Annotated in this window: 15 protein-coding genes and 1 tRNA gene; 11 read left to right on the top strand and 5 right to left on the bottom strand. The window is 72.3% G+C overall.

Going from position 1 to position 12,449, the window contains the following annotated elements:
* Window positions 1-9 precede the first annotated feature (9 nt).
* The 6 genes from plsY to rocF all read left to right on the top strand — a co-directional run bounded on the left by plsY (window position 10) and on the right by rocF (window position 4,199).
* On the top strand, window positions 10-630 hold the full coding sequence (gene plsY, locus ICG51_RS06170; protein ID WP_190282111.1) for a glycerol-3-phosphate 1-O-acyltransferase PlsY: 621 nt from the start codon (window positions 10-12) through the stop codon (window positions 628-630).
* Window positions 627-1,640 (top strand): bifunctional biotin--[acetyl-CoA-carboxylase] ligase/biotin operon repressor BirA, encoded by a 1,014-nt coding sequence (gene birA, locus ICG51_RS06165; RefSeq protein WP_190282110.1) that lies wholly within the window; start codon window positions 627-629, stop codon window positions 1,638-1,640. The genes plsY and birA overlap by 4 nt, the downstream gene beginning before the upstream one ends.
* Window positions 1,637-2,356, top strand: coding sequence for a type III pantothenate kinase (locus tag ICG51_RS06160; RefSeq protein WP_190282109.1), 720 nt, complete (start codon window positions 1,637-1,639; stop codon window positions 2,354-2,356). The genes birA and ICG51_RS06160 overlap by 4 nt, the downstream gene beginning before the upstream one ends.
* A gap of 9 nt (window positions 2,357-2,365) precedes the next feature.
* Complete coding sequence (locus tag ICG51_RS06155) at window positions 2,366-3,100, top strand: hypothetical protein (protein WP_190282108.1); 735 nt, start codon at window positions 2,366-2,368, stop codon at window positions 3,098-3,100.
* A gap of 56 nt (window positions 3,101-3,156) precedes the next feature.
* Window positions 3,157-3,232, top strand: a tRNA-Thr gene (locus tag ICG51_RS06150).
* 43 nt (window positions 3,233-3,275) lie between these two features.
* The gene (rocF, locus tag ICG51_RS06145) at window positions 3,276-4,199 is read left to right on the top strand and encodes an arginase (protein WP_190282107.1); all 924 of its coding nucleotides are present in this window, start codon (window positions 3,276-3,278) and stop codon (window positions 4,197-4,199) included.
* Here rocF and hemF read toward each other — a convergent pair whose 3' ends face one another.
* The 5 genes from hemF to ICG51_RS06120 form a co-directional block, all read right to left on the bottom strand.
* A complete protein-coding gene (gene hemF / locus ICG51_RS06140; RefSeq protein ID WP_190282387.1) occupies window positions 4,200-5,126 on the bottom strand; it encodes an oxygen-dependent coproporphyrinogen oxidase in 927 nt (308 codons plus the stop codon). It lies immediately after the preceding gene.
* 31 nt (window positions 5,127-5,157) lie between these two features.
* Window positions 5,158-6,003, bottom strand: coding sequence for an EamA/RhaT family transporter (locus ICG51_RS06135; protein WP_190282106.1), 846 nt, complete (start codon window positions 6,001-6,003; stop codon window positions 5,158-5,160).
* A gap of 140 nt (window positions 6,004-6,143) precedes the next feature.
* Window positions 6,144-7,391, bottom strand: coding sequence for a heme biosynthesis HemY N-terminal domain-containing protein (locus ICG51_RS06130; RefSeq protein ID WP_190282105.1), 1,248 nt, complete (start codon window positions 7,389-7,391; stop codon window positions 6,144-6,146).
* A gap of 127 nt (window positions 7,392-7,518) precedes the next feature.
* On the bottom strand, window positions 7,519-8,496 hold the full coding sequence (locus tag ICG51_RS06125) for a uroporphyrinogen-III C-methyltransferase (RefSeq protein ID WP_190282104.1): 978 nt from the start codon (window positions 8,494-8,496) through the stop codon (window positions 7,519-7,521).
* Window positions 8,497-8,506: 10 nt separating this feature from the next.
* On the bottom strand, window positions 8,507-9,286 hold the full coding sequence (locus tag ICG51_RS06120; RefSeq protein WP_190282103.1) for a uroporphyrinogen-III synthase: 780 nt from the start codon (window positions 9,284-9,286) through the stop codon (window positions 8,507-8,509).
* A 45-nt stretch (window positions 9,287-9,331) separates the two neighbouring features.
* On the opposite strand from ICG51_RS06120, the gene ICG51_RS06115 reads away from it, so the two are divergent.
* The 5 genes from ICG51_RS06115 to ICG51_RS06095 all read left to right on the top strand — a co-directional run bounded on the left by ICG51_RS06115 (window position 9,332) and on the right by ICG51_RS06095 (window position 12,448).
* The gene (locus ICG51_RS06115; protein WP_190282102.1) at window positions 9,332-9,802 is read left to right on the top strand and encodes a YiiD C-terminal domain-containing protein; all 471 of its coding nucleotides are present in this window, start codon (window positions 9,332-9,334) and stop codon (window positions 9,800-9,802) included.
* Between the two features lie 66 nt (window positions 9,803-9,868).
* A complete protein-coding gene (locus tag ICG51_RS06110) occupies window positions 9,869-10,285 on the top strand; it encodes a hypothetical protein (RefSeq protein WP_190282101.1) in 417 nt (138 codons plus the stop codon).
* Window positions 10,286-10,334: 49 nt separating this feature from the next.
* A complete protein-coding gene (locus ICG51_RS06105; protein ID WP_190282100.1) occupies window positions 10,335-10,769 on the top strand; it encodes a rhodanese-like domain-containing protein in 435 nt (144 codons plus the stop codon).
* Between the two features lie 115 nt (window positions 10,770-10,884).
* On the top strand, window positions 10,885-11,409 hold the full coding sequence (secB, locus tag ICG51_RS06100; RefSeq protein WP_190282099.1) for a protein-export chaperone SecB: 525 nt from the start codon (window positions 10,885-10,887) through the stop codon (window positions 11,407-11,409).
* A 10-nt stretch (window positions 11,410-11,419) separates the two neighbouring features.
* Window positions 11,420-12,448: an NAD(P)H-dependent glycerol-3-phosphate dehydrogenase gene (locus tag ICG51_RS06095; RefSeq protein ID WP_190282098.1), complete on the top strand. Its 1,029-nt coding sequence runs from the start codon at window positions 11,420-11,422 to the stop codon at window positions 12,446-12,448.
* The last annotated feature ends 1 nt before the right edge of the window (window position 12,449 follow it).

Below are 12,449 nucleotides of genomic sequence, written 5' to 3'. Positions count from 1 at the left end.
CATCGAAGGATGTCACCCGTACTCGTCGCCGCCTGCCTGCTGTGTGTCGCCTACCTGCTGGGCTCGCTGTCCGGCAGTCTCCTGCTGGGCCGGCTGCGCGGGGTCGACGTGCGCACCATGGGCAGCGGCAATGCCGGCGGCACCAACGCGTTCCGCACCCAAGGCCTGCGCTTCGCGCTGGGGGTGGTGCTGATCGACGTCGGCAAGGGTGCGCTGGCGGCGTGGCTGGCGCTGCGGTTCGCACCGGCCATAGCCTGGCCCGCGGCGGCGCTGGCAGTGGTGGGCCATGTCTGGCCGGTCTGGCACGGTTTCCGCGGCGGCAAGGGCGCCGCCACCGCGGTCGGCGCGCTGCTGGTGCTGTGGCCGCTGGCCGTGCCGCTGCTGCTGGGCGTGTGGCTGCTGGTACTGGTGGCCACCGGTTACGTCGGGCTGTCCACGGTGCTGGCGACGGCCAGCCTGCCGCTGTGGGCCTGGTTGTTCGATGCCGGTGCGTCGCGGCTGGCGTTTTCCGTCGCGCTGGCACTGTTCCTCGCCTTCACCCATCGCGGCAACCTGCAGCGGCTGTGGCATGGCACCGAGTCGCGCTTCGAGCGCGCGCGCCTGCTGCGCCGCCGGGGCGCGCGCGCATGAGCGACGCCCGCGGCGAACGCGCGCTGTTGCAGCGGCTGGCTGGCGGGCCGGTCAGCGGCGACGTGCTGGCCGGCGAGGTCGGGCTGACCCGCGCCGCGGTGTGGAAGCGGATCGAGGCGCTGCGCGACGCGGGTATCGCCATCGAGGCGGCGCCGGGGCGCGGCTACCACCTGGCGCAGCCGCTGGACCTGCTGGACATCGAGGCCATCCGCGCTGCGCTGCCGGCCTCGGTGCACACCGGGCTGGCCGATTTGGAGGTGGCGTGGTCGCTGGATTCCACCAACAGCGAACTGCTCCGTCGCGACACCCCTGCGCGTGGCTGCGCGGTGCTGCTGGCCGAACGCCAGACCGGCGGGCGCGGCCGGCGTGGCCGCGAGTGGGCGTCGCCGCTGGCCGCGCATCTGTACCTGTCGCTGGCGCGGCGTTTCGAGGGCGGATTGGCGCGGCTGGGCGGCCTGAGCCTGGTGGCCGGGGTGGCCGCCTGCGAGGCGCTGCAGGCGCTGGGCTTCCCGCAGCTGCGGTTGAAGTGGCCGAACGATCTGGTGGTCAACGATGGCGCCGGCCTGCGCAAGCTCGGCGGCCTGCTGGTGGAGGGCGGCGGTGAAGCCGGCGGCGCGGCGCGCGCGGTCGTCGGCATCGGCGTCAATGTGCGCATGCCGGCAGCCTTTTCCAGCGCCATCGACCAGCCGTGGACGCAGCTGGCCGCACTGGCGCCGGCACCACCCGCGCGCAACCTGCTGGCGGCCGGCCTGCTGGCGCAGCTGCTGCCCGCGCTGGACGTGTTCGATGCACAGGGGCTGGCGCCGTTCCTGCCGCGCTATGCGGCGCTGGATGCGCTGGCCGGACGGCCGGTACAGGTGCATGAGGCCGAGCGCAGCTGGGATGCGCAGGCACTGGGCATCGCAGAGGATGGCGCGCTGCGGGTGCGCGACGACGCTGGTGACATCCGTCTGGTGCACGCAGGCGACGTCAGCGTGCGCGCCGCGCGGGCGGAGGCGGGGCAGGCATGAACACCTGGCTGTTCGATCTCGGCAACACCCGCCTGAAATGTGCGCCGCTGCGGCCCGACGGCAGCGTGGGCGAGGTGCGCGCGATCGCCCATGACGATGCCGATGGCTGGCTGGACGCGCTGCCGATCGGCGATGTCGCCTGCATCGCCAGCGTGGCCGCACCGGAGCGGCGGGTGGCGCTGCTGGATGCGCTGTGCGCGCGCTTCGTGCGCCTGCACCGGGTGCACACCGAAACGGCGCTGGGGCCGCTGCGGATCGCCTACGCCGAGCCCGCGCATCTGGGCGTGGACCGCTTCCTGGCGATGCTGGGACTGTGCGGCAGCGGCTCGGCGCTTGTGGTGGGCGTCGGCACCGCGCTCACCCTCGATCTGCTGGATGGCGAAGGCCGCCACCGCGGCGGCCGCATCGCGCCCTCGCCGCAGCTGATGCGCGAGGCGCTCAATGTGCGCGCGGCGCAGCTGCCGGCCACAGGCGGCGACTATGCGGAGTTCGCCGACGACACCCATCACGCACTCGCCTCCGGCTGCGATGGCGCCGCGCTGGCGCTGGTCGAGCGCAGCCTGCACGCCGCGCAGGCGCTGCTGGGCGCCGCGCCCGTCCTGCACCTGCACGGCGGTGGCGCGCAGGCGCTGCGTGCGCGGCTGCCGGCGCACGCCTGGGCGCCGGATGCGGTGCTGCAGGGGCTGGCGCGCTGGCACGCGCTGCGGATCGCATAAACTCGCCCGATGCTGCTGCGCGCCGCCATCGTGATCCTCGTGATGCTCAACCTGGGCGCCGCCGGCTGGTGGCTGTTCCAGCCGCAGCCCGGCGTTGCCGCCGGGATGGCCACTGCCGCGCCGGGACTGCGCCTGCTGAAGGAAGTGCCGGCGCCGTTCCCGCCGGCAGTGGCGGCAACGGCCGACGCGGCGGCCGCACCGTCACCGTCTGCCGCCGCGGCACCGCCGGCTGCGGCGCCCGGCACGCCCATGGCCACGCCCGCGCCCGCTGCCCCCATCGCGGTCGAACAGCCTGCGGTCTGCCTGCGCTTCGGACCGTTTGCTGATCCTGCCGCGCGCAGTGTTGCGCGCACGGCGCTGGCCACGGCCGGCGTCACGGCGGTGGCCTTCGACGAGCGCGCCCGCGGCGTGCGCGGCTGGAAGGTGTTCCTGCCTGCGCAGCCCTCGCGCGAGGCAGCGGTGGCGACGGCAGAGCGGTTGAAGGCCGCGGGCGTGGCCGACCTGTTCGTGATGACCGAGGGCGCGGACGCCAACAGCATCGCGCTGGGCCGCTTCAGCAGCGAGACCGGCGCGCGCCGGCGCCAGACCGAGCTGCGCGGCAAGGGTGTGCAGGCGCAGGTGGAGCCGGTTGGCGGCACTCCCGCGCAGGCGTGGCTGGACGCGCGCCTGCCGGCGGGCGCGGACCGCGCCGCGCTGGCGCGGATCGCGCGCTCGCAGCCGCTGGACTGCGCGCAGCTGCGCTGAGGGCGCGCTGCGGCGCGTCGGGCGGCGATCATGTCGCCTGATAGAATCGGCTGCCCGCCGCTTTAGCTCAGTTGGTAGAGCAGCTGTCTTGTAAACAGCAGGTCGTCCGTTCGATTCGGACAAGCGGCACCATCCCGTGCGCGCATCCGCGCCATCCGCAGCGCCTGGAGCCACCATGACCCGTGCCTATCCGCCCGTTTCCGTGTTCGGCGTACCCACCGACATCGGCGCGTCCCGGCGCGGCGCATCGATGGGGCCGGAAGCGCTGCGCGTGGCCGGGCTGGTCGAAGCCATCGCCGCCCGCGGGGTGGATGCGCGCGATATCGGCGATGTCGCCGGCCCGCGCAATCCGGTCAGCCCGCCGGTGGACGGCTACCGCCACCTCGCGGAAGTCACCGCCTGGAACCGCGCGGTGTTCGACGCCAGCCTCGGCGAGCTGCGCGCCGGGCGCATGCCGATCATGCTGGGTGGCGACCACTGCCTGGCCATCGGTTCAATCGCCGCGGTGGCCGCGCACTGCCGCGACAACGGCCGGAAGCTGCGCATCCTGTGGCTGGACGCGCACGCCGATTTCAACACCAGTGCGCTCACTCCCAGCGGCAACATCCACGGCATGCCGGTGGCCTGCCTGTGCGGGATGGGCCCGGAGGCGCTGACCACGCTGGGCGGGACAGTGCCGGCGATCACCCCGGCACAGGTGCGCCAGATCGGCATCCGCTCGGTCGATCCGGGCGAGAAGCAGCTGGTCAAGGAACATGGCCTCGACATCTACGACATGCGCTACATCGATGAAGTGGGCATGCGCCGCGCGATGGAGGAGGCACTGGAAGGCGTGGATGCCGACACCCACCTGCACGTCAGCTTCGACGTCGACATGCTGGACCCGTCGATCGCGCCCGGCACCGGCACCCGCGTGCCCGGCGGCGTGAACTACCGCGAGGCGCAGCTGATCATGGAGATGGTCGCCGACAGCGGCCGCCTGGGGTCGCTCGACCTGGTTGAAGTGAACCCCGCGCTGGATCGTCGCAACGCCACCGCCAAGCTGGCGGTGGACCTGGTGGAAAGCCTGTTCGGCAAGTCCACCCTGATGCGCGACTGATCAGGCCAGCTCGCCCAGCCAGTCGCGCGGGCGCAGGTAGTCGGCCAGCCGCGCCTCGGCGCTGCCGGCCTCGGGCTGGTAGCCGTATTCCCAGCGCACCAGCGGCGGCAGGCTCATCAGGATCGATTCGGTGCGGCCGCCGCTCTGCAGGCCGAACAGCGTGCCGCGGTCGAACACCAGGTTGAACTCCACGTAGCGCCCGCGCCGGTACAGCTGGAACTGGCGCTCGCGCTCGCCGTAAGGCGTGTCCTTGCGGTGTTCGACGATCGGCAGGAAGGCGTCGAGGAAGCCGTCGCCGACCGCGCGCATGTAGCCGAAGCAGTCGTCGAAGTCGCCGTGCAGGTCATCGAAGAACAGCCCGCCCACGCCGCGGGTTTCGTCGCGGTGCTTGAGGAAGAAATATTCGTCGCACCAGCGCTTGTGCGCGTCGTAGCGCGCCTGCGCGCCGAACGGTTCGCACAGCGCGCGCGCGGTGCGGTGCCAGTGCAGCACATCCTCGTCGAACGGATAGAACGGGGTCAGGTCGAAGCCGCCGCCGAACCACCAGGCCACGGTTTCGCCGTCGCGCTCGGCGCGGAAATGGCGCACGTTGGCATGCGTGGTCGGCAGGTACGGATTGCGCGGATGGAACACCAGCGAGACGCCCACCGCGCGCCACGACGCACCGGCCAGTTCCGGGCGGCCGGCACTCGCGGATGGCGGCAGGCGGTCGCCGGCCACGTCGGAAAAACCGATCCCGGCCTGCTCGAACACCGCGCCCTCGCGCAGCACCCGGGTGCGCCCGCCGCCGCGGATCGGCGAGCTGGCGGGATCCTTCGTCCATGCGTCCTCGCTGAAGCGCGCGCTGCCGTCGGCGCCTTCGATGGCGGCGCAGATGCGGTCCTGCAGGCCGGTGAGGTAGCTGCGGACGCTGTCGATGTCGGGGATGTTCATGCGTGCATTGTAGGAGCTGCGCCGCTCAGCCCAGCGCCAGCAGGGCGATCGCGGCCAGCGCCAGCAGCAGGCCGGCGGCGTTGATCCGGCCGAGGCGCTCGCGGAACAGCGCAACGCCAGCGACCGCGCCGAGTGCCACCACGCCGAGGTTCATGCTGGCGAACACCAGAGACGGGCTGTCCGGCAGCGCGCGGTGGGCGCGCAGGTAGAACAGGATGTTGGCGAAGTTGACGGCCCCCAGCAGCAGCCCGCCCAGCGCGCTGCGCAGGGTGAAGCGAACCCGCCGCGCCAGCTGGATGGCAAAGGCCACCAGCAGCGCCAGTGCGAACACCGCCAGCAGCGCGCTGCCCAGCGGCATGCCGCCGGCGGCCAAGCGCTTGAACAGGACGTCGATCAGGCCGAAGCCGGCGAACACCGCCAGCGGCCAGCCCCAGCGCGCGCCACCGTTGCCATCGGCATTGCGATCATCGCGCCAGACCATCGCTGCCAGCGCCAGCAGGCCCAGCGCGCAGCCGGTCAGCTTGAGCGGCGCGAGGGATTCGCCGAACAGGGTGAATGCGGCCAGCAGCGGGATCAGCAACGACAGCCGCTGGGCCGCATCGCTGCGCACGATCCCTGCGTGGCGCACGGAGGCCGCCAGCGCCAGGAAGATGGTCGGCAGCAGCAGGCCCAGCGCGGCGAGGGTCAGCCACGGCGTGTCCACCTGCTGCAGCGGGGGCAGCGCCGGCTGCAGCACCGCCAGAGTCAGCGCGGTGGTGGCGACGTAGTTCCACGCCACCGCCTGGCCGACGTCGACATCGAACCGCCGGGCGAGCTTGAGCAGGACGGAAACCAGCACGCTGCACAGCGCGGCGACGACGATATTGAGCATCGGGGTATCCGGGGAAGGAGGGGGCGGCTGCCCGCGCGTCGCGTCGCGGCTGCATCCGCAGCGGCGCGGGACGCGGGCAAGGCGCGCGCTATTTTCGCCGAACCGCGCGCGGGCGATGACGCGCCGCGGTGCGGGCCGGGTCAGTCGGACAGGCGCGGCGTGCCGTACGGGTCGCGCGTTACCACCTGCGCGGCCAGCGGCAGCGCCTGCGGCGCCGGGTCTGCCGGCTCCAGCACGGTCTCCCCGCGCTGGCTGCGCAGCGCGTTGGCATAGCAGCGCTGGGCGCGAACGTGGTCATCCAGCCGCGCGGCGCCATCGCCCAACGCTTCCCATGCCGGCGCGCCTGCGCCTGCCGCGATGGCGCGATGCAGGGTGTCCTCAGCCGCCAGCCAGCGGCCCTGGCGCTGGTCGATGCGGGCGCTGGCGAGCAGCAGGGCCGGGTTGGCCGGGCGCGCCTGCAGCCAGCGCTCGAGCTGCGCGCGGCGCGCATCGAGGCGGTCGACGTCGAGCTGGCCGTACAGCGCTGCCAGCGCATCGTCCCAGCCGGCGTCCAGTGCCCGCTCGATGCCGCCCGTGGCTGCCTCGTGCCAGCCGAGCGCGGCGGCGCGGCCGGCGTAGGCGGCCGCCACGTCGGAATGCGTGCGCAGTGCCGGCGGCAGCGCATCCCACAGTCCGGCGATGGCATTGCCGTCATCGGCTTCGCGCAGCGCCTGCGCTGCCCAGCGTGCCGGCAGCGATTCGCCTTCGGCTGCCGGCAGCGCCTGCTGCTGGCGCAGCGCACCCAGCAAGCCGTACGCCTCGGCGCTGCGTCCGCTGGCCACCAGCGCCTGCGCGCGCAGCCAAAGGCCGCGCGGCGGCAGCGGTTGCGCCGCCGTGGCGTCGAGAGCATGCAGCGCGGCTTCCGGCTGCTGCCGGGCCAGCGCGCGTTCGGCCTGCACCACCGCGCGGATGCCGGCGTGGCGATGTTCGAATCCCTCCAGCAACGCTTCGCCTGTGGCGTCGTCGCCGCGCGCGAACGCGGCGCGTGCCGCCTGCGCGCGGGCGACGGCTTCCGCTGCGGGCTCGTCCATGGCCTGTCGTAGCAGCTGCCCGGCGCGCAGGTAGTCGCCGCGTTCGAACGCGGCCAGCCCATCCACCAGCTGCGCCCGCGCGCGCCGCTTGCGGCGCCGGTTCCACAGCCGGAACGGCAGCCGCAGCGCAGCCCACAGCAGTGCCAGCGCGAACAGCCCTGCCAGCAGCAGGCCAATCCCCACCGCCAGGGTGGTGCTGTAATCGGTGCCGCGGTAGCGGATCAGCAGATAGCCCGGGTCCTGCAGCAGGAACTGCACCAGCACAGCCCCCAGCACCGCCAGCAGCAGCCAGACCAGTACGTTGCGGAACAGGTTCATGCGGCATCTCCCAGGTGGGCAGGGGGTATCCGCGCCCCAGGCGGCGGGATGGCGCCAGTGTACGCAGTGGGTTGGAGCGGGATGTCCACGCCGCGCGTGGATGCAACCGGCGGCGCGGTGCCTTGGATCAGCCGTCGCGTTGCGCGCGCAGCTGCGCCAGCGTGCTGCCGGACAGCGGGATGGCCGGATGCAGCGTGATCGTGCGCAGCTGCACGATCAGGCGCTGGCGTTGCGGCAGGGACGGCGACCCGGCCAGCAGGCGCCGCAGCCACGCGTCGATGCGGACGAGCGCCTGCTGCAGCCCGGCATCGTCGCGACCGACGATGGCCGCGCGCGCCAGCGCCGCTTCCAGCTGCAGCGCGGCCAGTGCGGCTTGGCGATCGGCGTGGTCGCGCAGTCCGGCGCTGGCGGTGGGCTGCACGCGCACGATGCGGTCCAGCAGGCGCGTATACCACGGCGCGGCTTGCGATGGCTTGGCGTCGGTGATGGCGGCTTGTTCCAGCGGGATATCCGCAACCAGCCGTTCGAGCAGTGATTCCGCAGTGGTGCGAGAGTCCGGGCCCAGTGCTGCCAGCGCGGCCTGTTCCTGCGCCAGTGTCTGCTTGAGATTGAGCCAGGCGGGATCATCCACCGCGGCCAGCAGCGGGGCCGCCAATGCCAGCGCACGCCGCGCGCCGTCGAGGTCGCCGTCCAGCTGCAGGCGTTGCTGGCCGATCGCCAGCAGCAATTCGACCTGGTCCAACTTCAGTGCCAGCGCGCCGTGGCGGGCGGGATCGGCCAGCTGCGACACGCTTTCCTCGATCGCCGCCGCGCGTTGGCCGAGGCCCAGCAGTTCGTCGCGCAACACGCGGTTGGTGGCTTCGGCCTGCTGCAACCGCTGTGCCTGCGCGCGCTGTGCCTGCCGCAGGCTGTCGATGCGTGCTTCCAGCGCGTTGCGCTGTTGTTCGCTGCGGGCCTGTTCCTGCGCCTGCCGCGCCTGCCACTGGCGCCAGCCCAGCACGCCGGCGGTCGCCAGCGCGATCAGCAGCAGCGCCAGCAACAGCAGGCCACCGGCGCGGGAGCGGCGCAGGGGCGTTGCCGGGTCCGGAATGTCGGGGGTATCCATGACGGCGATGTTAATCGGGCCGGGCGAAGGCGTCGGCAGCTGCACGCAGCAGCGCGGACGGGCGTGCGTCGCTCGCCTGCGTGACGCGGGTGAAGCCCGCCGCCCGCGCCGCCTCGGCCAGACGGGCGCTGGCCGCGACCACCGCCACATCCCGCAGCGCGTGTGGCGGCGCCTGCGCCAGCAGCGCGTCCAGCGCTTCGCCGCTGCTCAGTGCCAGCAGCACGCGTTCGGGGTCGCGCAGCACCGCTTCCAGCGCCGCGCGCCGGGCCGGCGACAGGGCCGCGGCGTGGCGCGCGTATACGTTCGCGCGCAGCACGGTCGCACCGCGTGCGGTCAGTGACGGTGCCAGCACGCCGCGACCGCCGGGCGCGGTGACCAGGCCGATGCGCTTGCCCTGGGCTTCCACAAGTTGCGGCATGCCCAGCAAACCTTCGCTGTCCATCCGCGCCGGCGCGAGCGCGTCGACTCCGCAGCGCGCCAGTGCGCGGCGGGTGCCGGCGCCGACCGCCAGCCAGTGCTGGCCGCGACGTGCCTGCAGCGGGGCCAGTGCCGCTGCCGCGCGCACTGCGTTCGGGCTGGTGAACAGGACGATATCTGCAGCCAGCGCGGCGGCCAGGGATTGCCGCGCGTCGCTGTCGTCGGGGGTGTCGATGGCGATCGGCGACAGCGCCAGCAAGCGCGCCCCGGATCGCGTTGCCGCCGCGCGCAGACCGGCATGCTGTCCGCGCGGTCGCAGCGACAGTACGGTCCAGTGTTGAAGCGGAAGTGCTTGATCGGCAAGGCGCGGCATGGCTACAGCTTGGCATGGCACCGAGGATTGCGTCAGGCTTCGCACATGGATGCAATCGATACACCCCTTTCCGCGCTGGACGCGCTGGCCCGGCATTTCGCCGGCATGCCGCCGGTGGCCGCCATGCAGCCGCAGGTACTGGAGTGGCGCGATGGCGTGCTGCGCGTGCGCGCGCCGCTGGCCGCCAACGTCAACGACAAGCACTGCGCGTTCGGCGGCAGCCTGTCCTCGCTGATGACCATCGCCGCGTGGGGGCTGGTGTCGTTGGAGCTGGAAACCGCCGGCCTGCATGCGGACGTGTTCGTGGCTGACAGCCGGGTGCGCTATCTCAAGCCGGTGTTCGAGGACATCGTGGTCGAAGCCGCGTTCGACGATGCGCTGGAGCACGCCGCGCTGGTGGACACGCTGGGTCGGCAGGGCCGCGCCGGCATCCGCCTGCAGGCCCGGACGCTGCTTGCCGACGGGGGCGTGGCGGCGACCTTCACCGGCCGCTACGTGGCGATCGGCAAGGCCTGACCGCGTCGCGGCGGGCAACCCGCCCGCAAGCGGTTAGGATGCGTCGTCCCCCGCCGGAGAATCCCGATGTCCCGATGGCTGCTGCGCTGCCTGTTGCTGTGCTGCCTGGCCCTGCTGGCCGGCTGCCCCAAGTCCGCGAGCAAGGGCAGTGCGCTGGACGAGGCGCAGTACAGCTATTCGGCGGCGATCCGCTGGGGCGACTTCGAAGGGGCCTGGAACCTCGTCGATCCCAAGGTGCGCAAGGAACACCCGCTCACCGATATCGACTTCTCGCGCTACAAGCAGGTGCAGATCTCCTCCTACCGCGACAGCGGCGGCACCACCCTGGGCAGCGGCGAGGTGGTGCGCGACATCGAGATCGGCGTCATCAACCGCAACACCCTGGCCGAACGTACCGTCCGCTATCGCGAGCGCTGGCGTTACGACGAGCCTTCCCGCAGCTGGTGGCTGGTCAGCGGCCTGCCGGACCTGTGGGGGGAATGAGCCCGGCGCTGCGGCTACAATTGCCGCCCCGCAATCACCGGTCGATCCCGTGACCTTCGCCGAACTCGCCGCTTTTGCCGGCCGCCATCCCATGCTCTCGCTGGCCCTGGCCGGTATCACCATCGCCCTGGTCGCCAACGAGGTCGCCAACCTGCTGGGTGGCGTACGCCGGATCGGGCCGGCCCAGCTGACCGGCCTGATCAACCGTGACAACGCGCTGGTGGTGGACCTGCGCGCGCCCGGCGAGTTCGAAAAGGGCCATATCGCCGGCTCGAAGAACGTCCAGCCCAGCCAGTTCGACCCCGAGCACAAGCAGCTGGCCGCCGCCAAGGCGCTGCCGGTGGTGCTGGTATGCCGGGTCGGGCAGACCGCCAGCGGCGCCGCCAAGCGCCTGCGCAAAGCCGGTTTCGCCCACGTCAGCGTGCTGGAAGGCGGCATCCAGGCGTGGCAAGCCGCCGACTTGCCGCTAATCAAGGGCCGCTGATCCGCCCTGCGCCGGACTTGTGTTCGGCGTCCGCCTGCCCCACGTCGGAAAGGCCGCACCGCGTTCGGTGCGATAATCGACGTTTCCATTTCCTTCGCTGCACTCGAGAATTCCCATGTCCGATGAAAACCTGAACGGCATCGCGCCGGCCGCCGACGCCCAGCAGGGCCCGACCTTCACCGTCGAAAAGCTGTATGTGAAGGACGTCTCCTTCGAGGCCCCGAACGCGCCGCAGGTGTTCAACGAACCGGGCCAGCCCGACCTGCAGATGAAGCTGAACCAGAAGGTGCAGCGCCTGGCCGATACCGCGTTCGAAGTCAGCCTGGGCATCACCCTGACCTGCACCCTGAACGACAAGACCGCTTACCTGGCCGAAGTCGAGCAGGCCGGCGTGTTCGGCCTGGGCGGCATGGACGACCAGATGCTGGACGCCATGCTGGGCATCCAGTGCCCGAACATCCTTTACCCCTACGCTTCGGCCATCATCGGCCAGCTGATCACCTCGGGCGGCTTCCCGCCGTTCCTGATGCAGCCGATCAACTTCGAGGCGCTGTACGCCGAGACCCTGCGCCAGCGCGTTGCGCAGATGTCGCAGCAGGGCGACTCGCTGGCCGACGCCGAAACCGCCGGCAACGCCTGATCCGCGACGCATGACGGCGTCTGCAAAACCGAAGGTCGCCGTCCTCGGCGCGGGCTCTTGGGGGACCGCGCTGGCGGCGCTGATCGCCCGCCACGAACATCCCACCGTGCTGTGGGGCCGGGATGTCGCCACCGTGGCGGCCATCGAGGATGGTGGCGAGAATCCGCGCTACCTGCCGGGCATCGCCCTGCCGGGCGGGCTGCGCGCCACCACCTCGCTGCACGAGGCGTTGGCCGATGCCGACCTGGTGCTGGTGGTGGTGCCCTCGCATGCGTTCGCCGAGACCCTGCGTGCGCTGGCGCCGTTGCGCCCGCCGCAGGCCGGGGTGGCCTGGGCCACCAAGGGCTTCGAACCGGGCAGCGGGCGTTTCCTGCATGAGGTCGCCGGCGAGGTGCTGGGCCACGAAGTGCCGCTGGCGGTGGTCACCGGCCCGTCGTTCGCCAAGGAGGTGGCCGAGGGCCTGCCCACCGCGCTGACCGTGCATTCCGACGATGCCGCGTTCTGCCGGCAGGTCGCCGACGCGCTGCATGGCCCGGCGTTCCGCGCCTACACCGGCAACGACATGCGCGGCGCCGAGCTGGGCGGGGCGATGAAGAACGTGCTGGCGGTGGCCACCGGCGTGGCTGACGGCATGGGGCTGGGGCTGAACGCCCGCGCCGGCCTGATCACCCGCGGCCTCAACGAGATGCTGCGGCTCAACATCGCGTTGGGCGGCCGCCCGGAAACCCTGATGGGCCTTGCCGGCCTGGGCGACCTGGTGCTGACCTGCACCGGCGACCTGTCGCGCAACCGCCGGCTGGGCCTGGCGCTGGGGCGCGGCGCCACGATCGCCGATGCGGTGCGCGAGATCGGCCAGGTGGTCGAATCCCTGCAGACCGCCGACGAGGTGATGCGGCTGGCCGATGCGCACGGCATCGAACTGCCGATCGCCGAAGGGGTACGCGACGTGCTGCACGGCACGGTCACGCCGGCCGAAGGCTTGGCGCGGTTGATGGCGCGCGAGCGCAAGGCGGAATATCCGCAGTCGCTGTTCAGCTGAC

The organism is Thermomonas sp. XSG, assembly GCF_014678725.1.
Taxonomy (GTDB): domain Bacteria; phylum Pseudomonadota; class Gammaproteobacteria; order Xanthomonadales; family Xanthomonadaceae; genus Thermomonas.
Note: the sequence above shows the minus strand (reverse complement) of the source record. Positions and strands in the feature narration are given on the sequence as shown.